Annotated in this window: 15 protein-coding genes and 1 pseudogene; 4 read left to right on the top strand and 12 right to left on the bottom strand. The window is 61.1% G+C overall.

Translation table 11 applies throughout. The features are described from left to right. Positions 1-59: 59 nt before the first annotated feature. A complete protein-coding gene (locus tag K8U03_24075; GenBank protein ID MCE9607974.1) occupies positions 60-1109 on the bottom strand; it encodes a transaldolase in 1050 nt (349 codons plus the stop codon). A 256-nt stretch (positions 1110-1365) separates the two neighbouring features. Further along, positions 1366-2187, bottom strand: a complete 822-nt coding sequence (locus K8U03_24070; GenBank protein ID MCE9607973.1) for a DUF1571 domain-containing protein — start codon at positions 2185-2187, stop codon at positions 1366-1368. Positions 2188-2567: 380 nt separating this feature from the next. On the opposite strand from K8U03_24070, the gene K8U03_24065 reads away from it, so the two are divergent. Both K8U03_24065 and mtnA read left to right on the top strand, forming a co-directional pair. Next, the gene (locus K8U03_24065; protein MCE9607972.1) at positions 2568-3635 is read left to right on the top strand and encodes a DNA polymerase III subunit delta'; all 1068 of its coding nucleotides are present in this window, start codon (positions 2568-2570) and stop codon (positions 3633-3635) included. Between the two features lie 22 nt (positions 3636-3657). Then, positions 3658-4740 (top strand): annotated as a pseudogene (gene mtnA / locus K8U03_24060) (S-methyl-5-thioribose-1-phosphate isomerase). On the opposite strand, the gene K8U03_24055 reads toward mtnA, so the two are convergent. After that, a complete protein-coding gene (locus K8U03_24055) occupies positions 4727-5836 on the bottom strand; it encodes a Rieske 2Fe-2S domain-containing protein (protein MCE9607971.1) in 1110 nt (369 codons plus the stop codon). The pseudogene mtnA and the gene K8U03_24055 overlap by 14 nt on opposite strands. Before the next feature lie 213 nt (positions 5837-6049). Here K8U03_24055 and K8U03_24050 point away from each other — a divergent pair, with 213 nt between their 5' ends. Next, positions 6050-7501, top strand: a complete 1452-nt coding sequence (locus K8U03_24050; GenBank protein MCE9607970.1) for a leucyl aminopeptidase — start codon at positions 6050-6052, stop codon at positions 7499-7501. Between the two features lie 19 nt (positions 7502-7520). On the opposite strand, the gene K8U03_24045 is transcribed toward K8U03_24050, so the two are convergent. The 4 genes from K8U03_24045 to K8U03_24030 form a co-directional block, all read right to left on the bottom strand. Beyond that, the gene (locus tag K8U03_24045; GenBank protein MCE9607969.1) at positions 7521-8783 is read right to left on the bottom strand and encodes an aminotransferase class I/II-fold pyridoxal phosphate-dependent enzyme; all 1263 of its coding nucleotides are present in this window, start codon (positions 8781-8783) and stop codon (positions 7521-7523) included. Positions 8784-8888: 105 nt separating this feature from the next. Then, positions 8889-12521, bottom strand: coding sequence for an autotransporter-associated beta strand repeat-containing protein (locus K8U03_24040; GenBank protein ID MCE9607968.1), 3633 nt, complete (start codon positions 12519-12521; stop codon positions 8889-8891). Between the two features lie 386 nt (positions 12522-12907). Then, positions 12908-13747 (bottom strand): type II secretion system GspH family protein, encoded by an 840-nt coding sequence (locus tag K8U03_24035; protein ID MCE9607967.1) that lies wholly within the window; start codon positions 13745-13747, stop codon positions 12908-12910. Between the two features lie 237 nt (positions 13748-13984). After that, positions 13985-18139, bottom strand: coding sequence for a hypothetical protein (locus K8U03_24030; GenBank protein MCE9607966.1), 4155 nt, complete (start codon positions 18137-18139; stop codon positions 13985-13987). A 350-nt stretch (positions 18140-18489) separates the two neighbouring features. Here K8U03_24030 and K8U03_24025 point away from each other — a divergent pair, with 350 nt between their 5' ends. Beyond that, positions 18490-20058, top strand: coding sequence for an altronate dehydratase family protein (locus K8U03_24025; protein MCE9607965.1), 1569 nt, complete (start codon positions 18490-18492; stop codon positions 20056-20058). A gap of 336 nt (positions 20059-20394) precedes the next feature. Here K8U03_24025 and K8U03_24020 read toward each other — a convergent pair whose 3' ends face one another. The 5 genes from K8U03_24020 to fadA form a co-directional block, all read right to left on the bottom strand. Further along, positions 20395-20793, bottom strand: a complete 399-nt coding sequence (locus K8U03_24020; GenBank protein MCE9607964.1) for a hypothetical protein — start codon at positions 20791-20793, stop codon at positions 20395-20397. Continuing rightward, positions 20790-21005: a DUF5678 domain-containing protein gene (locus K8U03_24015; GenBank protein MCE9607963.1), complete on the bottom strand. Its 216-nt coding sequence runs from the start codon at positions 21003-21005 to the stop codon at positions 20790-20792. The genes K8U03_24020 and K8U03_24015 overlap by 4 nt, the downstream gene beginning before the upstream one ends. A 73-nt stretch (positions 21006-21078) precedes the next feature. Further along, complete coding sequence (locus K8U03_24010; protein ID MCE9607962.1) at positions 21079-23013, bottom strand: acyl-CoA/acyl-ACP dehydrogenase; 1935 nt, start codon at positions 23011-23013, stop codon at positions 21079-21081. Positions 23014-23051: 38 nt separating this feature from the next. Beyond that, the gene (locus K8U03_24005; protein MCE9607961.1) at positions 23052-24731 is read right to left on the bottom strand and encodes an AMP-dependent synthetase/ligase; all 1680 of its coding nucleotides are present in this window, start codon (positions 24729-24731) and stop codon (positions 23052-23054) included. 33 nt (positions 24732-24764) lie between these two features. Beyond that, complete coding sequence (gene fadA, locus K8U03_24000; GenBank protein ID MCE9607960.1) at positions 24765-25922, bottom strand: acetyl-CoA C-acyltransferase FadA; 1158 nt, start codon at positions 25920-25922, stop codon at positions 24765-24767. Between the last annotated feature and the right edge of the window lie 19 nt (positions 25923-25941).

Below are 25941 nucleotides of genomic sequence, written 5' to 3'. Positions count from 1 at the left end.
CGGATAAATAGTTTGGTGTTTGAATGAAGCGCCGCGTGTGCGGCGGCAAGCAGCGACGTCTACTTCGAGAGCGTTCGCTTCCCGGCAATGAGCTTGAGCAGGGCTTTAAACGGATCGGAGAACTTCGCCAACCCTTCTTGCATCAAGGTCTGTTCCAACTTTTGCATGTCGACCAGCCGATCTATTTCGGCCAAGACTGCGGCCGACGGCATTTCATCGACGTGGCGAGTGAACATTCGCCCGCTGTTCTCGACGGCCGCGTTCGTGCCCGGCGGATTCGTTTCGATATCGCTCCCTGCGAACGCTTCGACATACTTCCACGGGGCATCTTCCGGCTTCTTAGTGCCGGTGCTCGCGAAGATCATCTCTTGCTTGAGCGGGGTCTTTTTCGGAGTCCAAAAGTCGAGATTGGCCTTCCAGATCCGTTTCGCGTTGACGATGCCGACTTGGCCCTGAGCGGCCGGCGAAAGTTGCGGCACTGCTTTTTCGGTATACACGTCGAGCCGCGAGACGAAGATGCTGTAAACGCTTTTGAAGGTCGCAAGGTCGCTACGGCGTTGCGCGCCGCGCCAGACCGCGTTGCGAGCTTCTTCGTATTGCCGCATCGAGAAGATCAGCGTGACGTTCAAGGGAACGCCATGCGCCGCCAACTCTTCCAACGCGCCGAGCCCCGCCGGAGTCGCGGGAACCTTGATCATCCGGTTCTTATGCCCCTTCGACCATTTCTTCCCGAGCTCGATGTACTTCGCGACGCGCTCGGCATGCGGCGGCCCGAGCTCTAAGTCTTCCAAGAGTGGGTCGAGCTCGAAACTGACATAGCCGTCGTCGCCTCGCGTTTGGTCCCACACATCGCGAAACTTTTCTTGAGCGCCGCTCACGAGGCGATCGGTCACGTCCCAGGCGATGGCGTGGTCGTCGCCTCCTTTCGCGATCAACTCGATGATCTCGGAGTCGAAGCGCCCCGTTTTCAGCAAGTCGGCGATGATGATCGGATTGCTCGTAGCTCCCGTCGCACCCAGCGCACGATTGCTCACGACCAATTCCGGGTCGATCGAATCGAGCCAAAGTTTCGTGCCCGAGGCAACCAGCGATTTCAACGGCGAGGTCATGTTCGTCTTCCCGATTTCACGGCGAGGGGCATACGACGGCGACGAGACGCCGATCGCGCAACGGAACCGCTGCAACCGCGCTCCGCTACGCCCGAAGCATAACAAAACCCAAGCCGACGGGCTACCGACTCCCCCTGCCTCGGAAGCGGCGGAATCACCTCGAACCGGTTCACCGACCACTAACGAAAAAAGAGACTCGGCCTCGTAAAAGGCCGAGTCTCTATGGGTTGGTCACGACGACTTCGATACGTCGCGTTTAGTTGTAACCGTAAGCAGGGTTCTTGGAGTCGAAATCGCGATCCGAGAGGCCTGGGTTCAACTGGATATTGCGGTAGGTGTATTCTTCCGTCAGCACGGGCTGGTCGCCGGCTTTTTGAGGCCACTCATACGCTTCCCAGCGGATCGGATGATTCGTCTCGTCGTCGTAGAAGACGCGCGAAGTTTGAAACGCAAACTCGGGACGCCGTACCGGATGCGATACTTGGACGCAGGTGCAAGATCGACCATCGACTTTGGCGCCTTGGAAGATCTGAACTTCGTTTTCGGCAAACGGAATTTCCGCTTTATACATCGTCAAGATATTGACCAGCATCTTCTGAAAGCCGGCCGTCGTCATCGGGTATTTGTTGCCGTCCATCATGTCGGGCCCAGTCGGGTCGAGCGTCAGCGTGCCGAGCAACTTGTGCTGGAAGCCGGTCACATGCACCAGCGCTTTCCCGCCGTTGCGGCCTTCGACGTAGATCGCTTCACGCCCCTTCGGTTGAACCGGCCCGAGCGTATGGCAATAGACGCTGAACGGAGCGACGCGATATTTCATCTGCACGGCTTCGTAGCCGGAGAGCTTGCCGGCGATGCGCTCGCGCTTGACGAGAATAAACGACGCATCCTTGGTCTGTTGAACTTGCTGGAGCGAAGCGTTCGCCAATTCGATGGCGCGCTTGAGCGGATGTTCTTGAAGGTTGCCGATCGGAAGCTCATTACGCGCCGTCTGAACGGCTACCGCAGCGGTCGTCGACGACGATGCCGGTTGCTGAGCGATCAGGCCGTGCGTCTGGCCGAGTGCCAAACAAACGATCATGGCGTACGGAAATCGAAACTGCTTGCTCTTCATCCCTGAGCACCCCTTATAGGCTTGGTCGTCATCGAACCGTCCCTGTTTTCGCGCGACGACATGATTATTTATCGAGTGTTTCCGCAGACGAGGTTGAGGCCGGTGTGTGGAAAATCTCGGCGGTTTTACGTTAGATATGCCGAAACACCCCTCGGCCCCGTCGACCTTATGCATTGCAAGGGGCGTGCCTGTCGACGAGTTTCTTTCGTTCCGCTCGTTTATGGCGCTTGGTTTGTTAGAATCTCGCTGAATTCGTGCCCCCCAGGGCGAGCGACAACCGACCACACGCAGGCCGCTTTCCGCTCTGCAACAACGCCGTAAATAGGCTCGCCTCCGGAGTTTTCGTCATGTGGCAAGGAATCGTCGGACACGACGATGTCGTCGAGCAGTTTCGTCGACGTTATGCGTCGGGCCGCGTGACGGGAACGTTTCTGTTCGTCGGGCCGGCGGGGGTCGGGAAGCGATCGTTTGCCGGAAAACTCGCGCAAGCGCTGCTTTGCCGCGGCGGAACCGCGCTCACGCTCGACCCTTGCGGCACATGCGAAGATTGCCGGCTCGTCGCCGCCGGCAACCATCCCGACCTGATCGGTGTGGCAAAGCCTAACGATAAAAGCGAGATTCCGCTCGAGTTGCTGATCGGCCGTAAGGAAAACAGAAACCACGAAGGGCTTTGCCACGATATCGCGATGAAGCCGTTTCGCGGCGGGAGGCGCATCGCCGTGATCGACGACGCCGACTTCTTGAACGAAGAAGGGGCGAACGCGCTCTTGAAGACGCTCGAAGAACCGCCGCCGAAGTCGATGCTCATCCTGATCGGTACCGGCTCCGATCGACAACTCCCGACGATTCGCTCGCGTTCCCAGATCGTGCGGTTCCGTCCTCTGGCTGCGGTCGACCTCGCGCGGCTGATTCGACAGGCCGGGCTTGTCGACTCGGAAGAGGACGCCGAACGCTTGGCGTTGCTTGCCGAGGGGAGCCTAGCGCAAGCGGCGCGGCTCGCCGATCCCGCACTCTCCGCTTTCCGACGCGAGTGGCTCGAACAGCTTTCTTCGGGCGAATGGGATTCGCAAACCGCGGCGAAGATGCTCGTAAAGTTTGCCGAAGACGCCGGCAAAGAAGCCTCGCAACGCCGCGAACGACTTCGGCTCGGCATCGGCTTTCTCGTCGACTTTTTTCGCGCCATGCTGCACCTCTCGACCGGTGCCGCACCGCGCGAAGATGCCGAACTGGAAGGGGTCGCGAAAAATGCGGCGCGCGATTTCCACGTCGATGCGGAGACGCTCGCCGCGGTGATCGAGCGCTGCCTCGACGGGGTCGAGCATGTCGATCGGAACGCCCATCACGTCACGCTCGTCGATGCCATGTGCGACGACATCGCGAAGATTCTCGCCGGCGCACCGACGTCGGCACACTAAACCAACGTTTGAAATTTCCCCCATGACGATCGCCTCACCCTTTCTGCCACCCACTTTGAACTGGGTCGGTGACATCGACGGCCATCTCGCGCTGCTCGATCAGACGCGTCTTCCCGGCGAAACGGTCGACGTCGCTTGTCGCGATATCGAAACGCTCTTCGAAGCGATCCGCTCGCTGCGCGTGCGCGGCGCGCCGGCGATCGGGGTCGCCGCGGCCTACGGCGTCTGCCTCGGATTGCAACGGATCGAGGCCGCGAACGAAGCCGAGGTCTACGCACGAGTAACGAATGTTTGCAGCTATCTCGCTTCCAGCCGGCCGACGGCCGTGAACCTCTTTTGGGCGCTCGATCGAATGCACGCCGCTGCCCAGCGACAACGAGGAAAAGTCTCGATCGCCGAGTTGCGCACACTGCTGCTGGAAGAAGCGCGGCGGATCCACGCGGAAGACACGGCGATGTGTCGCGCCATCGGCCGACACGGAGCGGCTCTCATACGCGACGGCGACGGCGTGCTTACCCATTGCAATGCCGGCGCGCTCGCGACGAGCGCCTACGGAACGGCGCTTGCGTTGTTCTACACGGCACACGAAGAAGGGAAGCGATTACGCGTGTTCGTCGATGAAACGCGCCCGTTGCTGCAAGGCTCTCGGCTCACCGCCTGGGAACTGCATCGGAGCGGCCTCGACGTGACGCTCATCTGCGACAACATGGCGGCGCAGGTGATGCGCGAAGGAAACGTGCAAGCCGTCGTCGTCGGTGCCGATCGGATCGCGGCCAACGGCGACACCGCGAACAAGATCGGCACTTACGGGCTTGCCGTCGTTGCCGCGGCGCATGGCGTGCCGTTTTATGTCGCCGCCCCTTCGACGACGTTCGACCTCGAGCTTCCCGACGGCTCCGGCATCCCGATCGAACAACGCAATGCCGAAGAGATCACGCGCGGCTTCGGAAAGTCGACGGCACCCGAGTGAGTGAAGGTCTACAATCCGGCGTTCGACGTGACGCCGGCCCGACTGATTCGGGCGATCGTTTGCGAACGGGGAATCATCGAACCGGTCGACGAGCCCACGATCCGTCGCGTTCTTAATGATCCTAAGCAGGCATGATTGGTGCCGCAGTCGCCGGCTTCCCCGCGACGATCGGCGCGACATCCACGGCGTCGACATACGTGCCGTCGCCCGCCGTCGCACCCTCTCTTCCCGCCATGCTCAACGGCGTATCCAGACCGCGATAGACGCGATTGATCCGCTCACGATTCAAAGCGAGCACCTTATCGTAGCGACCCAACTTCATGCCGGTGAGCAACGGGTTCTTGTCCGAAATGTCTTTTAAGATGACGAGATCGAGGTTGATTTCCGACTCGAACATCTTCGTAAGAATCGGCTTCGCGAGTCGCACTCCGCCGTTCGGGCCCGGATACGACGACTTCGTAAAGACGATCACGGTGAGCCGCGTTTGCATCGCATCGATCGGCGTGAAGAAGACGCACAAGCGCCACTGCACTTTCGCCGGCTTCCGCGTGTCGACGTCGACGATCGTGTGGTCGAAGATGGAGTAGACCGGCGAGAAATGGGTCGTCCAATCCGACGTGAACTCGCCGTCAGTCTTGAGGCCCATCAGCAACTTCGGCAACCAATGCATCTTCTTGTGAGGGCCGGTCGTGACGACGTACGTGTTGCGCTCGTCGGCGCGCACCGTCATCTTCATTTCCGGAAGCCGTTCTAAGTCGTAACCGAAGAGAATATGCGTCGAGGCGGAATGCTCGAGCTCGCTGAAATTGTCGAGCGCGAGCTCCAGCGGCGCTTCCGCGACGAACTTGGATGCGCAAAGCTGGTAGTAGCCTTCCGGCTTAAAATCGGGAAACTTCGCTTCGACTCCCGCGTTCTTCAACCACACGACTCCGTGCGCCTCGCGCACATCGTAGCTCACCGCTTGAGCGTGCATCTTCGGAGTGCCGGGGCTTTCGCCGTCGCCGCACTTGCCGAAGGTCCAGCCGTGATACGGGCAGACGAGGCGATCGTCGGTAACTCGACCGCAACTCAGCTTCATCCGACGATGCAGACAGGAGTCGTCGAGCGCGCCGACGGAGTCGTCGGAGGTACGAAAGAGAACCAAGTTGCGACCGTCGACCCGAATCGCTTCCGGTTTCTTCTTCAATTCGCGGGAAAGAAACACCGGATTCCAATGATCCAACGCACCCATTCGGCCTCGCCTTTAAGAAACGTCGACCGAAAGAGGCCCGAACGAAATTGCGGGCTGGGCAGAGGGTCGCTAAAACGTGATTCTACCTGCAACGGTAAATGCCTGCCGGCAAAAATGGAGTATTAATCCCGTTAGCGGCTGAAAATAGTTTCGATTGCAGATTACCGATTCGTCACAACCGCGATGAATTCGCGCCTCAGGAACACGCCCCCCATGAAAGTCATCTCGACACCTCACTCCCCTCAAGACGTGAATGCCGATGCGTTGGTCGTCGGCATTTGGTCCGACGGAACTCTCACCGCCGCAGCCCGCCAGATCGATGAAGCGGGTGCGGGTCTGATCGCCGGCCTAATCTCGCGGCGCGAGGCGACCGGTCGGCTCTACGAACTCACGGCGCTGCACGGTGTGCCGGGAATCACAACGCCGCTGGTGCTCGTCGTCGGCCTCGGGGATGCGGCGAAGTTCGAGGAAGGAACGGCTTATCGCACGGCTGCGGCCGCGGCTCGGCATCTATCGGGCAAAGTGCGCAATACCGTCGTCTTTTATCTCGGCGACGCCGGCAGTCAGCATGCCGCGGCGGGAATCGCCGGGGCAATGGTCGGCACCGTCGGCAGCGATCTTTATCGGCGCGAAAAGAAACGCTTCTCGTTCGAGCAGCTTCTCTGGCATGGTGCCGACTCTAAGGCGATCGAGCGCGGTACGATCATCGGCGACGCGATCAACCTTGCCCGCCGCCTCGTGAATGAGCCGCCGGATGTGCTGTATCCCGAGACGTTCGTCGCCGAAGCGGTCGCGGTCGCTCAAGCGGAAGGCCTGACGTATGAAGTCTGGGATCTTCCTAAGCTCACGGCCGAACGTTGCCACTCGCTTTGTTCCGTGGCGAAGGGGTCGGATCGCCCTCCGCGATTGTTTATCGTCGAATACCGAGGAGGCAAAGCGGGGGAACCGCCGATCGCGCTCGTCGGGAAAGGGGTCACATTCGACTCCGGCGGCCTCTCGCTCAAGCCGACCGACGGCATGACCACGATGAAGTGCGACATGGCCGGCGCGGCGACGATGCTGGCCGTCGTGCAAGCTGCGGCGCGATTGAAGCTCCCCGTCAACCTCATCGGCTTCGCGGGCCTGATCGAGAACATGCTCGGCGGCTCGGCGATGAAGCTCGGCGACGTCCTTACCGCGCGCTCCGGCAAGACGATCGAAGTCTTGAACACCGATGCCGAGGGGCGACTGGTCTTGGCCGACGTCTTGAACGTGGCGCTCGATCGCGCCCCGGCGAAGATCATCGATCTGGCGACTCTTACCGGCGCCTGCGTCGTGGCGCTCGGCAACGACACGGTCGGAGCATTCTCGAACAACCAACCGTGGTGCGACTCCGTCGTCGCTGCGGCCCGTGCGACCGGCGAACCTCTCTGGCAAATGCCGATGTTTCCCGAGTATTCGGAACATATCCGCACCGAAATCGCCGACATCAAAAACACCGGCGACGGTCGTTGGGGGGGAGCGATCACGGCCGCCAAGTTTCTCGAAGAGTTCGTCGACGGCACCCCTTGGGTCCATCTCGATATCGCCGGACCTGCTTACTACGAGAAACCGAGACCCTGGGCCGACATCGGCGGCTCGGGTTGCATGGTGCGGATGCTGATCGAACTTCTCGGCCAGGGCTGAGCCGCGGCAACGACGTCCGCTAAGCGGCGTAAGGGCTCGCAAGACGATACTCGGCGTGCGCGGCAAGATACGCCGCGATGCGGTCCTGTTGCGTGATCGCATGGCGGATGAATTCGACCGCTTCGAGAAGTTTGTCGTCGGGCTCGGCGCAACTAAATCGCAGGAAGCCCCCGCCGGCGGGTCCGAAGCATTCGCCTCCAAGGCATGCGACGCCGCGCGCATCGTCGGCCCCTTCGAGCAGATACATCGCCAACCCATGCGAAGTGATCCGGTTTTGGTTGCAGATACCGGCGACGTTCGGAAAGGCGTAAAACGTGCTCTTCGGCGCGAGGCAATGAAAGCCGTCGATCGTGTTGATGCCGTCGATCAGCAAATGCAACTTAGCGCGAAACGCCTGCATCTGTTCGGCGCGGGGAGCGTCGTCGTTGTTCAGCGCGGCGGCGGCGGCGAGTTGCGCGATCGGAGAAACGCACGACAACGACGTATTCAACAATCGACCCATGAGCTCCACCGTCGGCTTCGAGCCGACCGCGAATCCGACACGCCAGCCGCTCATGCTATACGACTTGCTGAAGGTGTAAGCCGCTACGCATTGATCCAGCATGCCGGACTCGGCGAGCAACGAATGATGCTTTCCTTGCCAGACCATTTGGTCGTACGGTTCGTCGCTGAATACGGCAACCTCGCTCCCGCGCACTAAGTCGGCGATCGCTTGCAGGTCGCTGCGATGTGCAACGCCGCCCGTCGGGTTGTGCGGGCTATTGAGAAAGACCGCCTTCGGACGCGGAGCCGTCTTGAGGAACCGCTCGACTTCGGCAGGCTCGGGACGAAACTCATTGCTTTGCTTCAAATCGCTCGTCCACACGCGACCTCCGCGACGAGCGATGTTCGGCATGTACGTGGGAAAGTAGGGAGAGAAGATCAGCACGTCGTCGCCCGGATCAATGAACGCCTCGCAGAAGATCAACTCGAAGACTTTCGCGCCCGGCCCGACGACGATGTTCTCCGGCTTCGCGTCGATCGCGTGTTCACGGCGCACATAGTCGGCTGCCGCCGCCCGCATCGTCGGCAATCCAAGCGAGGGGGCATAGTGCGATTGATCCTGCGTGATCGCGTCGTGCCCGGCTTGCTTGGCGGCCGGCGTCGAAGCGAAAGGGCTATCGCCGATTTCAAGTTCGATTACCTGCTTGCCGGCAGCTTTCAAACGCTTGGCGACCGCCAACACGGCGAAAGCCGTTTCATCGCGAACTCCGGCGGCGAACTGACTATAGGAAAGGGGCATCGCAATGTTCTCACAGAAACGGGGCCGAACGGACTCAGGCAAGCGCTGAGAATCGTAACACGCTCGGCCGGCCATTGCACGCGAGCGTTCGTGCCGTCCGCCGATTCACACGGAGGTCGATCGACGCCGTTGCCAGATGCCCGCGGCGACCGCAACCCCGACCAGCGTCGCGCTGCCGGGCTCGGGTACGGTCGAGTAATCGAGATAAAGCTCGCTGCCGACGAGCGTGACGTAGAACGATCCGCTCAGCCGTGTCGCCGGATTTCCGATGCCGGTGCCGAACACGCCGGCATTGGTCGTAGCGTCGACGATGATGAAACGATCGGCGAAGCTGCCGGTCGACGCGGCGAGATCGATGCCGCCGGTCGTTACGAATTTCCAATGGTAGTACGTCGTCGCAGAGTCGAAATCGTTCGAGCCGTGGCCGTTGTTATTCGAGAGCCAAGAATCGATATGCAAGAAAATCGGATCGGCCGCGGTGCCGTTGATATTCAGATGGCTCGCACCGAGATTGAGATAATCCCAATCGGTTCCGGGAGCATTACCGCCGGCATGCCGGAACTCGAAGTAGACATGAGACCCAGCCTCCCAAGTGCTCGACGACGGCCCGCTGATGTTCAACGTGCCGACGCTATTGCCCGGCCCGATGCCGCCGCCGCGTTGAATCGTGACGCTGCCGTTGACGACACCGTTGTTCCCTTGCAGCAAGCCTCCTTGCCCAACGACGATCGAGGCATTCGATGTCCCCGCCGTGCCGTTGACGATCACCGTTCCGCGATTGACTGACGCGTTGTCGATCGCAGCCGAGCCGGAAACATTGATCGCGCCGCTGCCGGTAATCTGTCCGCCGACGGCGATCATCAAGGTAGCGCCGGCGGCAACGGAAACTCCGCCGCTCCCCGCGAGTAGCCCGCCGGTGCCGATGATGAGTTTGCCGGCGGAAACCGTAGTCGCTCCGGAGTAGGAAGTCGCACCGCTGAGCAGCACATCGCCGCCGCCGACCTTTTGCATCGACACGGTTCCCGTGTAACCGGAATGCGTCGTGATCGATCCTGAAAACGTGACCGTGGTGCCGGCGACGGCTGTGAACTTGAGACTCTTGGCGAGCGAATCTCCTTGGAGTCCGACGAGGATATTGCCGCTAAATACTGCGTTCGATGCCGACACGGCGTCGAGCGCGATCGTGTTGCCGAGCATGGCACTGCCCGTGCCGCCGGACTGAACGAGAATGTCCCGTTTGATCGTAATGGCAGTCGACGTGCTACTGGTCAGTAGTGCGACATCGGCCGAACCGCTTCTCGCGCCTAGCAATACATAAGCGGCATTAAGATCTCCCAAGCCGGCGGAGTTCGCTACGAGCAGCGATCCTTCGGCGATGATGGTGCCGCCTAAGTAAGTGTTGGTATTGGTTAGTTCCAAGATTCCCGCACCGGTCTTCAGGAGATCGTCGGTAATCGCTCCCGAGACCTGGCCGGAAAGCCTCGCGAAATCGGTCGGCGAATTCGGATTGTCGACGATTTGAATCTCGCGAGCATTGTAAGTTTCCGGCGATGGAACCGAGGATTCGGAAAGGTTCAAGTCGTCTAAGAGCGAGACTCGCGCATCGGCGGTTTTCGAGCCGAAGATCAGCGCATAGCCCTCGCCGACGAAGTTCGTCTCGCGCCAAGAGAGCTGATCGGCGCCGAGATTTTTCAGATCGATCGTCACGGCCGCACCCCAGGCTGCGAAGCCGCCGCTCCCTCGATCGAAGGTGCCGTTCTGCCAGTTCAGGGTGTTGGCAGTGGTACCGAGCGCGCGATTGAACGTCCCCCCGCCGGTGACTTCAAGGACGCCGCCGCGGAACTCGATCGTGCCGGTGGGGAGAGTCGTCGACGATGCCCGCACGACCCCGTCGTTGATCGTGAGGGTCGCCGTCGAGTTGACGTTCGAGGTATTCGAGAGGTAGAGCGTTCCCCCGCCGGCCTTCACGAGCGGGTTGTTATCGCTGCCGATCGAAGCGCCGATCGTCAGCACGGCCGACTGCACATGAGCGAAGCGCATCCCGAAACCGACCCAGCCCCCGCCGCCCGAAGACGTGATCGCGGCGTTATTGCTTCCTGCGAGCAAGATCCCGTTCGTTTGCAGATTTCCGGAGCCGTTGATGTCGAGCGCGATGCTGCCGGAAGCGGGTGTAAGCTTCAGAGAGCCGATGGAAAATGTCGAACTAGAGGTTCCGGTGGTTCCATTCACCGAGAGATTGAAATTCGTCGACGAATTCGCCGTTCCGCTCCACGTCGTAAAACCGGCCGCTACGACGCCGTTAGAACCATAAGTGGCGAAGTCGGTGCCGTTGACGGTCGCATAGCCGTAAGTGTTGTTGCTTGCCGAAGAGTTCGAGCGTGAAAACAGCAAATTGGTCGTCGTCAGACGAACGCCGGTCGTAAGGATGATGCGCGGATTCGTTCCACCTCCGCCGAGCGGAATGGCCGTGCCCGATGCATTGACCGCCGCAAAGTCGACCGTCGAACGAGGGCTGGACGAGGAATCTCTTTCGAAGACGCTGAACGTGAGGGTCGTGGGAGACGACGTCGCGATATGCACGATCTCGATTTTCAAAGCTCCCCCTCGGGCGATCATATTGTTATCTCCGAGCTCAAGTCGGCCGGAGACTTCGGCGGTGCCCGAAGCATTGCCCAACAAGCGAAAAGTTCCGCCGCCGGCCATATCGACGGTGCCTGAGGTGCGAATGCGGTCGTTGTCGTTTCTGGCGACGTTATCGAGCACGAAGGTGCCGCCGCTCAAGATGATTTTCCCTGCGCTTGCGGTGCCGGTCGACGCGAAGTTGGCAAGCGTCGTCGTAGCACCGTGAAAGGTTTCGAGGTCGCCGTTGATCTTGAAAGTGTCGGCGACCGAATTGGAAAACGTCTGATTGCCGACGCCGCGAATCTTGAGCGTCGTGGCGAGGCCCGCGCCGGTTCCCGTATTGTCAAACGTGCCGCCGTAGGAGGCGTCGCCCAAAGTCGTGATGACGACGTTCAAGCCGGCGTTCTCATTGACCGCCGTGGTGCGCGCGAGCACGAGGCCGGCCGCGCCGGAGATTTCTCCGATCCGCAGTTCCGTCGGCGTGGTTGCCGAGGGCCCGCCGAAACGCAGGCTTCCCGCGCCGGAAGTGAACGTGATGCGATTCGAGCGCAGCGCCGTCGGACCGGTGTCGAGTGTGTTATCGAAGCGAATCGTGCCGTCGGCGATCGTGAGCCCGCCGACGAAGGTATTGCTCGACAACGTATCGGCCGCCGGCGAACCGAAGACGAACGTACTCGTGCCGGACTTGATGATGCCCCCCATGCCGCTCAGCGCACCGTTGAAGGTCACGTAGCCGGCGCCTGAGCCGGCGAGCGTCAGAGGGAGGTCGAATTTGATCGGCGCCGTAAAAATAAATGCGCCGCCGCCGTCTTGCTTGATCTGCGCATTGCTGCCGACGAATCGCAATTGCGCGCCGGCGATCGTCGGCGTGCCGCTCGAAGTGCTGTTGAGGACGATCTGGTTCATGAAGAACGGATCGGCCAAGTCGTTCGTCGCGATATAAGCCTGCGCGCCGCTGCCGTTGAAAAGCAGCAGCGCCGTAGGTCCGCCGATCGGCAACGTGCTCCAATTGTCCGCGAGCGACCAGTTGCCGCTGGTCGTCTTCAGCCAAGTCGACGTTTGAGCTCGCAATGCACCGGAGCCGGAAAACGTAATGCCGACGACGAACGCGAGCATCGCAACTCGACACCCGGTAGTGACGAGGCGGCTTCGCGCTATAAGCCCCCCTGGCAAACCCGCTGCCATGGAAATCTCTCGCTGTAGGCTCTTGGTTGAATCCCGCCCGATGCCGCTGAGAAAGCCACCGAAACGGCCCAGTCGAGAACACCCCTTTAGAGGTATCTTCGTTCCGAGAAAATAAGCGTTCGGCGCGGCGACGGAAAGCGCCAACCGGGAAGATTTTCGATTTTAATCGCAATGCGGGCTGCGCTATGTCGCACACAGGGGGGAAAGCCGAAGAAGACGGCCTGCAGCTTTTCAACGAAAAAACGGAGCGAAGGAACCACTCGGCTCCCCCGCTCCGTTCGATGACGACTCAAAAGCCGCTTCGGAAGCCTCAACTATTAGCCTTGGCGACCACCGTCGGGCAGCGATTCGTTGAACTGCTGTTGCGTGTAGTCCGGCGTCCGACCGTAGCTATCGGAAGTGCCGATCATGACCGCTCGTTCTCCCGATGCGTAAACCTTGAAGTAGGCGATGTAGCGGCCGTAGTATTTGCCGTCGGCGCCGGGATAAGTCGGCGAGTTCGTCAATGTTTTGCTGATCGCCGTGTTCCTCGGCCCCACGCCGAACGCGACGACGCGCTCTCCGGTTTTCAAACCCTGGGGAACCAGTTTCAGCAACAGAGCCGCCCCCGTGACCTCGGCGACGTCGATCGTCGTCGGTGCCGTGTTGCCGGTGCCGTTGGCATCGGCTATCAGGCCGCGAAACACGTCGCCGGAGTTGTTGGAGTTCGTCGTGGCGGGCGCAGTCGGAACGGTATGGTCGTGGACCCAATCGAAGCCGGCGCGCGTCAGCGAGCGAGCGTAGGTCTTATCCGCGACGGTAAACGTGGCTTTGGCGAGTTGGGCCTGCAGACGGGTATCGTCCGCGCCCGAGTAAGGGAGCCCGTGCGTCTGCGTATCCCCATTGGTCGTGTTCGCGGAATAAAGCGTTCCCGTGGTGTCGAGCAACGAATCTAGCCCTTGCGGGTAGCGCTTCTGTAGCGTGAAGAAGAGTTGGATATTCGAGGCGACGTCCGATTGCGTTTTCGCCGTCGCCGCCATGTCGGACGAGCGGCCGATCATGCCGACCTGCGGGATGACGAAGCCGGCGATCGTGGCGAGAATGATGATGACCACCACGAGTTCGATCAGCGTAAACCCGCTCCGCTTGTGCCCACGTACGGACTTCGATTCAGACATGGAAACTACTCCTGCTCATTAGATGCAGACATTAAAAAAACGTAATGCCGCGCCGCCAATGCAAAGGACAAGCCAGTCCGTAAAAATACTTACAAAACGTTAATACCGTACGTTTTGCAAGAAACAAGATTAAGGAATTGAAAATGAACGGCTATAAAATCGCCGTTGACGGCTGTTTTTTAGCCGAACTCAAGAAGTCTGCTGCGAATAGACATGCAGAGCCGCCGTACGACCGCTTTACGGCTTTTTGGCCGGTTCCGCAGGAGCTTGGCCGATGCCGGTCGTGTAGGCGCGGTACTGATCGGCGAACTTGGCCGGAGGCTCGCTTCGGCGCGAACCACGTAGTTCGCGCGAATCATCGTCCCCCGTGCGGCGCCCCTGCTGCGACGTCGTCCGCGATTGCAAGCCGAGGCCTTTGAGCGTCTCTTGGAATTGCTTACGGGCCGCATCTCCTTGAGCGCCCGGCTGTTGCGCCGCACGGCGCATTTCGTCCCACTTCCGCGCGAACTGATCGAGCGCCTCGCGCGAACCGAACTTCTTCAACAACTCCGGATCGACTTGCCCCTTGTCGAGTTGATTCTTCAAGCGATCGAGCGTCAGGTCGGTCACCTTCTTCGTGTAGTCGAGATTCGCGGCATCGCCCCCAGGCTCGGTCGTCCGACCGAAACGGCCCCCGCTCGGTCCTTTGGGAATTCCGCCCCCGCCGTCACCTTGCGCGGCGCCGTCCTGAGGGCGTTCGCCGGGCTTCGCATCTCGGCCCCCCTGGTTCGCTTGATCGTCGGAAGGATCTCCTCTCGATGCATCTGCGGGGGGTTGGCCCGTACCGCCCGATCGGTCTCCGCCGGCTCGCGATTGATTTCCGTCTCCCTTTTCGCCCGAAGGTTTGCCTCCCGGTTGCTTCCCTTCCGAAGGCGCCGGCCCGCGCGCCTTGTCGCCCGGCTTGTTCCCCGTGACGGAGTCTCCCTCTTCAGCGGCTGCGCCGGAGCCTTGATCGCCGGGAGTGTTCGAGCCAGCCGAGCCGGTCCCCTTCTTGGGCGACTTCATTCCGCCCCCTTCTTCTCCGTTGCCCGAACGATCGCCGCTCGATTGGCCCTGCGCGTCCGATTCTTGTTTACTACCGCTCGGCGACTTGCCGGGATCGCCGCGAGATTCTTCCTTACTGCCGGCATCAGCGCCGCCGGTCTTGTCGCGAGGCTTGTTCGTTTCTTGCGCTTCAGGAGTCCCTTCGTTCTTCGTATTGCTTCCGCCGACATCGCCGGGATTTTTTTGATTGCCCGACGGCTGACCATTGTTGGCCGAAGGCTTCTCCCCTTCACGTTCGCCGACCGGCTTCTCGCCGGGCTTCTCCGCATTCTTTTTCGCGCCGGACTTTTCGCCCGGCTTCGACGATGCGCTTCCCGATTGACCACCATCGCCGCCGCCCGATTGCTTGCCTTCACGATCCGGCGTGGGATTACCTTCGTTCGCCGTGCCTGTTTTCGGCGGTGCTTCCTTACCTTCCCCGTTCGGTTTCGAACCTGTGCCCGGCATCGGAGCTTCCGAGCCGTTCTTTTCGCCGGCGGGTTGACTCTCGTTCCGATCCGCGGGCTTAGCACCCGTCGTGTCGCCGGGCTTGCGGCTCTCGTTCGCTACCGGTTTCTCTCCGCCGTTGCCATCGGTCGGCTTGCGCTCCACCTCGCGACCGCCGTCGTTTTTCCCTTCACGACGTTCGGCGGCTCCTTGAGCCTTATCGTCGGCGCGCATCCCCTCGGAGCCGCCGGGGCTGCCCGCCTGACTGCCGGGCCGTTCCGATTGCTTGCCGCTCGGGCTGCCGCCCGATTGTTGATCGCCGCCGGGCTTCCCCTCGTCGCCGCCCGACTGTTTTCCTGCGCCCGAGGGTCCGCCGGGTTGCGATGGGCCGTCGTTTTTCTTTCCTTCTTTGCCGTTCTCTTGGTCCGGCTTGCCACCTTTGCCGTTGGGGTCGTCCGTCTTTTGCGAACCTTTCTCGGTTCCCTTTTCGGAGCCCTCCTTCATGCCGGGTTCTTTGCCGGCCCCTTGTCGGTCGTCGGGCTTTTTGTTCGCAGATTCGGCAGCGGGTTGTTTGCCGGAAGGTTGCTTATTTCCCGACTCATTCTTATCGCCGCTTCCCGGCGAACCGTTTTGCTTCCCTTCGTCTTTCGGCTGCTTTCCCGGCTCGTTCTTGTTCTGCGCTTCGTCCTTGGCGTCCTGCTTGTCGAAGAAATCCTTAAGCTCTTGAATTGCCTTCCCGGGATCGACTTCGGGATCGATCGGCTTCTCGTCTTGCCCGTTCTTAGCACCGCCGTTCTCTCCCGGCTTCGAGCCGGCGTCTTGCTTCCCTTCGCCGGGCCGGGGCGCATCTTGCGGCTGTCCGTTGCGAGAATCTTCCTTTTGCCCGCCACGGGTCTGTTGCTGATTCGGTTGCGGGCTATTGGACTTCGGATCGTTGGGCTGCTGGGTGCCGGGCTGTTGATCCGGAGGGCGATTTTCGTTTTGCGGCCGGCCCTTTTGATTTCCCTGGCCGTTCGGAGACGTGCCTTTTCCGTTCGGTTGCTGGTTTCCTTCACGGTTGTCGCCGGCCGGCGGCTGCGGTTGGTCACCCGAAGGCTTCCCTTGTTGCGGGTCGTTGCCTTGTTGGGGTTTCCGGTCTTGAGGTTGGTTCCCAGGCGGTTGATTGTTCTGCTGCTGGTTCGGTTGCCCTTGCTCGCCGGCTTTCGGCGGTTGGCCGGCCGCGCCGTTGCCTTGAACGACGACGATCGTGTAGCGCGCCGTCTCCGCGATATTCGGCTGCGGCGCTTTGTTATCCTTCGCGCGACCGCGGAAGGTCACCCGATCGCCGACCTTCAAACCATAGCGCGCCGCATCGAACACGACCGTATTCGAGAAGTCGCCGTCGCGCGGTTCCGCGAGCATGCGCTCTTCGCGTAGCGGTACGCCCCCGCGCTCAAAGACCACGGCCAGGTCGGCAAGCTTGAAGTCGGGATCGCGCGCCGCCAGCGTAATGCGCAACGGCGCACCGAGCGGCACCTGCAACTCTTGCGAGGCCGGGCTCGTCGGCTCGATCACTTTTACTTCCGGAGCTTGATCGGCCGTGACGTCGATCTTGTGCTCGATCGGCTTCGGATTTTCTTGCCCGTCGATATTCGCAAACCGCAGCATATACGACGTATGTGCAGGCCGCTTCCGATCCTTCGTCAGCGCCAGCTCGAAGCTTCCAGTCGCTTTCAATTTGTTTTCATCGGGCGTCAATTCCACATCGCGATTGCGCGCCGCATCGAAGGCCACGAACGCCGAACGGATCTGTTGGTTCGTCTCGGCCGTAAGGACGACGCGCGTCCCTTCCAAACCTTTCAAATCTCCTTGGCGCTCGACGATGCGCGGCGGCAAGCCCGTGTAAGCGGGATACTCGTACTGCACGCGACCGACCGTAATAACCGGCGTGGCGGCGACGCGAATGCGATAGCGGGGCGATTCGGTATCACCGAGCCGAACGTAGTAGTACAAGTCTTGCTTAAGCCCTTCGCTGCCGCCGGGAATGGTCGCCGACCAATGCAGCACGTCATCCGATCGGAGCGGCACGGCGATGTCGTCTTCCGGCTTCCCGGAGTTCGAGTAAAAGACCACGGCTTCATCCGTGGCGCGCATGTTCTTCGTGCGTACTTTCACTTCGACGACCTCATCGCGCCGCCGTTCGACGTCGGCCGGCGTCAGTTCGACGATCTTCACGCGTGTCGACGGCGCAAGATCGGCCCAAGGGGCGATGACCCGATTCACGGATCGAATCGCATCCTTCGGACCGGCCAAAGCGTAAACCACGGCGGCGATTAGAACCGCGCACAACACGTAGCCGAGGCGGATGAGCGCCGTCCGGTCGACCGGAGCATCGGCCGGCACGGCCGAGAGTCGCACGGCCGCTTGCTCCTTCATCGCCTCCAGCATCGACTCCGACGAGAGGTTCGGCTGCTTCCGTAGCAACAGAAAGTTAATCAGCGAGTTCTTCATCGGCTGACCGCGCTCGATCGCCTCGGCCGCGTAGACCGGATTTACTTTGCGCAGCAGCAAAGGAGCAAAGCGACCAACCAAGTGATAAGCCGCGCCGCCGACCAAGCCGATGCACAGCAGCAAGCGTCCGGAGAATCCTAAGCCCCCCGGCACGACCCAATGATCGATCACGGCAGCGACGAGCAGATAGGCCAGCACGCCGATGGCGAGCAGAGTGAGGCTCGATCCCAGATCGACCCATTTCACACGGCTCCGCGTCTTGCGAAGTTGGCCGTCGATGTAGGCTTGGTATTCGATGACCCGACCGGCCGAGCGCGGGCCACCCCCGCGAGAAGCTTCCCCGCGCGAACCATCGGATGAACCGGATCGAGGCTTTGCGGCACCACTTGCCATGCGCGTCGTCGCACTCACTGAGAAAAGGGCTGTTCGGAAGCGCTGCCGATACTATCGACTATTCTACCACGTTTCGTTGCAGCCTTATTATAGACGTCGTCGCCAAGCGAATGATTCCCGACCACGGCTCCGATTTCGCACTCCGATTCCGAAATGTCACCGGCGGCAAAGCAGCTAACCCTCGACAGGCCGAAGGGATAACGCCGCCGGCTACTAGGCGGCAGGGATAGACGACGCGGCCTAGCGGCGGTAGGGTAAAAGTAGCGTTTCCCGCCGGCAGCCGATCCGGACCCAAGATCGGCCTACCCCCGCCGATCGCCCGATTCCTTTCGCACTTGAGACATTCCTTTATGCCCGCCGTCGCAGCCTCTGTGCCCGATGTCTTGCAACTCCACCCTGCCGACAATGTCTGCATTGCCGTACGCAATCTCGTTGCGGGCGACAAAGCAACTGCCGGCGGCAAGACCGTCGTGCTCGATGGTGCCGTGCGGATGGGTCATAAGATCGCGTTGACCGCCGTCCCTAAAGGGGGACCGGTCACGCGCTACGGCGAAACCATCGGCTTCGCCTCGCAGCCGATCGAGCCGGGCAATTGGGTCCACATGCACAACCTGACGGCCACGATCTTCGAGCGGCAGTACGAATACTCGACCGAGATCCCCGCCGATCCGACGCCGATCACCGACCGCACCTTCCCAGGCTATCGTCGGCCTGACGGCCGTGTCGGCACGCGCAACTATCTCGCCATCGTCTCGAACGTGAACTGTTCGGCTTCGGTCAGTAAATACATCGCGGCCCGATTCAACAAAGACGTGCTCAAGCAATTTCCTCATGTCGACGGCGTGCTACCGCTCGTCCATAAAGGGGGCTGCGGCATGCAGTTCGGCGGCGACGACCACGAGCAACTCAATCGCACGCTCGCCGGCTTCGCCCATCATCCGAATATCGGCGCGTACTTGTTGATCGGCCTCGGCTGCGAAACCGCTTCGCTTCCTTACTTAGTCGATACGCGCGGCCTTGTGCAGATCTCCGGCTTGAAGAACGACAACGGCTCGAAGACGAAGACGCCGGTCCTCGTCATGCAAGAACTCGGCGGCACGCAGAAGACCATCGACGAAGGATTGCGGCAGATCAACGAGTTGCTGCCGCGCGTGAACGATGTGCGCCGCGAGTCGATCCCGGCCAGCGAAATCGTGCTCGGGCTCAACTGCGGCGGCTCCGACGGCAACTCCGGCGTCACTGCCAACCCGGCGCTCGGCATCGCGAGCGATCTCTTAGTAGCTTGCGGAGGCACGACGGTGCTTGCGGAAACCTCGGAGACTTACGGCGCCGAACACTTGCTGACGAAGCGGGCTCGCACCCCCGAGGTCGGCAAGAAACTCGTCGAGCGGATTCGCTGGTGGGAGAAGTACGCGGCTATGTTCGGCGCGCGGCTCGATAACAATCCCTCGACCGGCAACAAAGAAGGAGGCCTGACGACCATCTACGAAAAGTCGCTCGGTGCGATGGCGAAGGCCGGCTCGACCGCGCTCAACGACGTCGTCCTTTACGCCGAGCAAATCAAGAGCCGCGGGTTCGTCTTCATGGATACGCCGGGCCTCGATCCCGTAAGTGTGACGGGCCTCGTCGCCGGCGGTTGCAACGTCGTTGCCTTCACGACCGGCCGGGGCAGTTGCTTCGGCTGCAAGCCGACGCCGTCGATCAAGATCGCCACGAACACACCGATGTACGAGCGGATGATCGACGACATGGACTTCGATGCCGGAGTGGTCTTGAGCCAGGGGACGCCGCTCGCCGAAGTGGGCAAGCAGATCTTCGAGCTCGTTCTCGAAGTCGCCGGCGGCAAAAAAACCAAGAGCGAACAACACGGCATCGGCGAAGAAGAATTCGCCCCCTGGAGCATCGGGCCGACGCTGTAGTGAGCAGGGGTCGGGGGCCAGGGGTCGGCTACTCACCTGGCACCGCAGTGCCGCTCAACACTCCCGCCACGCTTGCGGTTTCGCGAAAATCCTCGCGCCGCGAAGTAACACTCGCCCCGCCCCCGCGCTTGAGAGTTCATGGCGATACGAGGCAGTTGCAACCTCGAACGCCGATCCTCAAAAGCTCCCCGAGGTGTTCCATGGCCCGCAATTTATTCATCATGAAAAGCTTATTGATCGCCGCGACTCTGTGGTGGGGCGTCTCGGCACTGGTCGTGGCGGCGAGCATGAGCCGGTAACTTGGCTGCAAGAGCTTCTGAGAGCAACACCGGCTATCTATCTCGTTCGTCGAATGTCCATCAACGCCGAGCGCCGCTTAAACGTTACGTTGAAGTGCTCAAAGAATCCCGCCTGACCGAGAATCACCGGGGCTTCGATTGCTTCGGAGAATACGACCGGCGCTTGCCAGCGATAATTCCTGAGTTGGTGATCCACGTCGATCACGTAGCCGCGACTCTCCTTGCCGCCCACTCCGATAATTTGAACGACGACTGCCCCTTCGGCGGCGAGCCCTAGATATTCGATCAGTTTAAAGTTGACGACGCTCTGCTCTGCGCCGGAATCCACGAGCGCCAGTAAATCGACATGTCTGAGCGGACCGTGTAATCGGATCGGAATGATCGGCAGCGACCGGACTCCACCGTGGCGTACCACTTCGAGGTACGGAAAAATCATGCGCCGCTTCCGACGAAGTATGCATCGGACGAGGAAACGAAATACAGTAACGGCTCGATATTTTTCAGCGCAAGCTTCTTCGTCGCCGATGCTGGGGAATCCCCATGCCCGAGAACCTTGTGCGTTTTCGAATCGATCGCGATCCATTTACCGCGATACGCCGACACGTCGATAGGTGGAAGCTTAGGGCTGTCGGGAACTCGACGAATCATGGAACGTTTCTCGCGCTAGAACATCGGCCTGAGAACTATATAAACACTCCAGCACTCGCCGCTCAACAATATTTTACTCGTTTTTGTATCCCATCAGTATCTCGCCCGCCTGCGTCCCTTCGAGCGGCGAGAAACCGCCGGCGGCGACTTGCTCGCCGAGTTTCGTTACCACGCGGAAGTAACGATCTTCCACACGCTTGCCGGTCAGCGATCTCGCAAAATCTTGGCAAACGCAATCGGCCGCCGAGCGCACCATGTCGTCGGTGTGCCGCGCAGCGTACAGGCTCGTGCAAAGCATCACGATCGCCGTTTGCACGCGGGCCGATGTTTCCGACATTCGACACTGCCGATCCGCCAAAGCCAATTGATGCTTCCGCATCACGCCGCTGATCTCCAAAGCCGAGCCGTTAAGAAACGCGATGGCGAATTCCGCATGGCGTCGCAGCGCCTCGGGCATCGGCGGCAACGACGCTTTGCGGCTATGCAATTTCCGCCCGAGCATCCATTTGCCGTAGTGCAGCATCGGCTTGCGCAAGGTCCATAGATGCGCCGGATTCTTAAGATCGGGCTTCTTGATCTTCGCCGCGACGAGCGTCTTGCCGATCGGCTCGAAGTATTCCGTGCCGTGTTGCTTCACGAGCGACTTAAAGAACGCCATGCCGAGCATTTCACCTTCTCCCTCGTAGATGCACGGGGCGAGATATTCATGCACGTTGTCGCCGAAGAGGTGTCCTTGCAGGAACGAGCGCCCGCCGTGCGTCTTCATCAGTAGTTCGATGGCGGCTTCCTTCTGCATCTCGCTCCCGAAGATCTTGGCGATGATGCATTCCATCTCGCCGCGATAGCCGTGGTCGATGAGCGATGAGCACCAGGCAGTCAGCGCATCGGCCGCGACGATCAGGCCCGCAAGCCGACCGATGCGCCGCTGCACCAACTCGCGCTCGACGATCTCTTCGCCGTACGTGCGCCGAAACTTCGCCCACGGCAACATTTCGGCAAGCATATTGCGCATGCTGCCGGCCGCCGTCGCACACAATGCCGTCCGCCCGAGATTCAAGCCGTGATAGGCGATCGTCAATCCATCGCCGCGCGGCGGAGTGAGCAAGTTCGCGACAGGCACACGGAAATTGCGGAAGATAATGCCGCGATTGTAAGTGTGCTTCAGTGCGTAGAGTCCGTACTTCTTCAGCTGGAAATGCTCATTTTCTTCCGTGGGCAGATCGACGACGAGCACCGCCGGTTTGTTCTCGATGAGGCAGACGAGCCCGAGCGTTCGCCCCGGTACGACGTTCGTGATGAACAGCTTTTCACCGTTGACGACGAATTCGTTTCCTTCGCGCACCGCGCGCGTTCGGAGCGCCGTGAGGTCGCTGCCGGCCCATGGCTCGGTGAGAGCGAATCCGGAGAGCTTCGCACCGCTCGCCAAGGGCGGTAAGTAGCGGCGTTTCTGCTCGGCGTTGCCGAACGTGCGCACCGGATCGACCGCGCCGATGCAACCATGCACGCTCGCCATTCCGGCGATCGTCGGGTCGAGCATCGCCATGCGCGAGAGAAACGGCGCGAACACGGAAAACGGGGCGCCGCTGCCGCCGAATTCACGATCGACGAGCAAGCCCCAATAACCGGCGGTCCCGAGTGCCGCGAGCACTTCGTCGGTCACTTTTCCTTCGGCGTTCAACAGCGTGCCGCTTTGCTTAAACTTGCGCACCACGGCCAGCGAGTCGTCCATCACCTTCTGCACATGCGGCGGCGTCGGCTCCGGCTCGAACGCGAACAAATCGATCGGCACTCCGGCTTCATCCCAAACGGCCCGATGGGCAGGGCTCGCCGTCGTCTGATATTGCGGCGCGAAGAGCGATTCGACCTGGTCGTCGGCCTTGTCGATCGCCCCGGTGCGGCGGGCTTCGTCGTCGCTCTTGCCCCCCATCTTCAGCGCGGTCTCGGCAAACGATTTTCCTTCGTCGGCGGCAGGCTTATCGGCGGTAGTCACGGCGGCGAATCCTAACATGAAAGGCGAACGAAGCGGTGCGGCTAGGCTACTCTATTCTACGCATTCGGTCGGATTTCGGCTGCGTAGAGTCGCTCGATCTGCGTAGCGTAATTCGCCGCGATTTGCGCCCTACGCAGCTTAAGCGTCAGCGTCAGCTCGCCGCGCTCGACGGAAAACTCTTGCTCCAAAAGCACAAACCGCCGCACTTGCTCATAAGGCGACAGATGCGCAAGGCAAGCTCGAAGCCGATCTTCGACCAGCGCACGAACTTCCGCACGCTGCAACAAGTCCGGCCGCTCGACGTTGCCGTCGGCCGACTCTCCGGCCGCCGTCGCGAGCGCACTCGCCAACGTCGCACGGCACGGCACCAGCAGGGCCGTCAAATAGTTCCGTCCATCGCCGACGACGACCGCTTGACGGAACAACGGATCGGCCGTGACCGCCGCCTCGACCATCGACGGCACGATCTTCTTCCCCCCACTCGTCACGATCAGTTCTTTCTTCCGACCGGTGATGCGCAGGAAACCGTCGGCATCGAGCATGCCGAGATCGCCGGTATGCAGCCAGCCGTTTTTTAAAGCCGCGGCGGTCTCCTTCGGCCGGTTCCAATAGCCGAGCATCACATGTGGCCCGCGCGTGAGAATCTCTCCGTCGTCGGCGATGCGCACCTCGGCCCGTTCGATGGCCTGGCCGACCGTGCCGACCCGATGGATCGTCGGCGTGCTCATCGTAATCACCGGCGACGATTCCGTGAGCCCGTAACCTTGCGTCAGCAACACGCCATGCTCGGCGTAGAAACTTGCGACGTGCTCCGGCAACGGCGCGCTTCCCGAGCAGCAATGCCGCATCCGTCCACCGAACAGTTGCTTCAACGCGCCGGGCACCTCCGACTTACCGCTTTCGATCAGCCGGCGCATCACGCGCTCGTAGAAATACGGCACCCCGTTCAAGAGCGTCGGCCGAAACGTCGCACAATCGGCGAGCGCCGTTTGCGGCGTGTCGGCCAGCGCCAACTCCGATCCGCCGACGATCCACGTATACACATCGCACGTGCGCGCAAACACATGGCTCAGCGGCAGCAAATTCATCCTGCGATCGACTTCGTCGCGCTGAAATCCGCGCACCATCGCTTCGGCATTCGTCGTCAAGTTGCCGTGCGAAAGGACCACTCCCTTCGGTTCGCCGGTCGTCCCTGAAGTGTAAAGAATCGTCGCAGGCTCAGTCGCAGCAACGGAAACGAATGTCGACTCGTCGTCGCACCCCTCGGCGATCTCGACCAATCTTGGTATCGGCGCGTCGTTCACTCGCACGGTCGTTGGGTCGAACGCCGCGTAGCAGACATCCGAGATAGCCCCGACCCCGGCCAACTTCGAGGCCTGCTCGTCGCCGGCAACGACGACGACTTTCGCTCGGCAATCTTCGATTTGAAACCGCATTTGCGGGCCGCTGAGCGAAGCATGAATCGGCACGTGAATCGCACCGATGCTGAGTATCGCGAGATCGCAGACGATCCATTCGTAGCGGTTCGGCGACGCCAGCGCCACGGTATTGCCCCGAACGACTCCTAATTTCCTCAGCGCTGCGGCGAAGCGTGCGGCATCCCAGCCGACGTCCTGCCACGCAAGTTCGACGACCTCTCCGTCGCGGCGAAACCAAATACACGGTCTCGCCGGCGCGTTTCGCAAGTTCTCGGCAAAATGCGCCACCAACGAATTCCGGGAGACGACGGTGTCCATAAGTTACTCGAACTGCGCTAGCGAGAAGTGCGGCTAAACCCGCTCGAAGACGACGGCGATTCCTTGCCCGACGCCGATGCACATCGTCGCCAAACCGAGTTCTACGTCTCGATCGAGCATGGCATGGATGAGGGTCGTGGCGATCCGCGCCCCGCTCGCGCCGAGCGGGTGTCCGATCGCCAGCGCTCCGCCATGCACGTTCACTTTCTCTTCATCGAGCTTGAGCATCCGAATACACGTCAACGCTTGCGCCGCGAACGCTTCGTTGAGCTCGATCAGGCCGATGTCTTTCAGCGAGAGCCCAGCCCGCTTGAGAACCTTCTGCGTCGCCGGAACCGGTCCGGTTCCCATCACCGCCGGATCGACTCCGCACACCGCCGTGGCCCGCACTTTTACGAGCGGCTTCAAGCCAAGCTCGTCGGCCCTTGCGCGACTCATGAGCAACAGCGCCGCCGCGCCGTCGTTGAGCGGCGAACTATTCCCAGCCGTCACGGTGCCGATGACCGGCATGAAGGCCGGCTTAAGCGCAGCGAGCCCTTCCATGCTGCAATCGGGCCGGACGCATTGATCCACTTCTGCGAGCACGCGCCGCCCGGCTTCGTCGTTTCCCCACACCGGAATTATTTCGCTGCGAAACTTACCGCCGGCTTGTGCGGCGGCGGCTCGGTGATGGCTGCGCACCGCGAACGCATCCTGTTCTTCTCGCGAGATTTCTTGAGTCTGTGCGAGAAATTCGGCGGTAAAGCCCATGTTGAGCGCGCCGCGGCTCGTCTGATGAAACAGCTTTGGGTTGATGTCGATGTCTTTGTCCATCGCGATATGCAGCATGTGCTCCAACCCCCCGACGATCTGCACATCCTCTCCGCCGGCGATCACGGAATGCGAAGCTTGCGCGATGGCCTGCAAGCTCGAGCCGCACAGACGATTCACCGTCGCGCCGGCCGCCGTCGTCGGCAAGCCAGCGAGCAGCGCGACGTTGCGCGCGACGTTGAAACCTTGCTCTCCCTGTTGCTGCGTGTTCCCCAAGACGACGTCTTCGATCGCGGCAGGATCGATGCCCGAGCGCTCGATCAGCGCCTCGACGACGATCGCGGCGAGATCGTCGCTCCGGACGTGACGGTAGATTCCCTTGTCTTTATGCGCGCGGCCGATCGGAGTTCGGACGGCGTCGACGATGACGGCTTCATGCATGGGAGCGTGACTCCACTAA

The sequence above is a fragment of the Planctomycetia bacterium genome (assembly GCA_021413845.1).
In the GTDB taxonomy this organism is placed as follows: domain Bacteria; phylum Planctomycetota; class Planctomycetia; order Pirellulales; family PNKZ01; genus PNKZ01.
The sequence above is the reverse complement of the archived record's forward strand: the minus strand, read 5'-3'. Positions and strand labels throughout refer to the sequence as shown.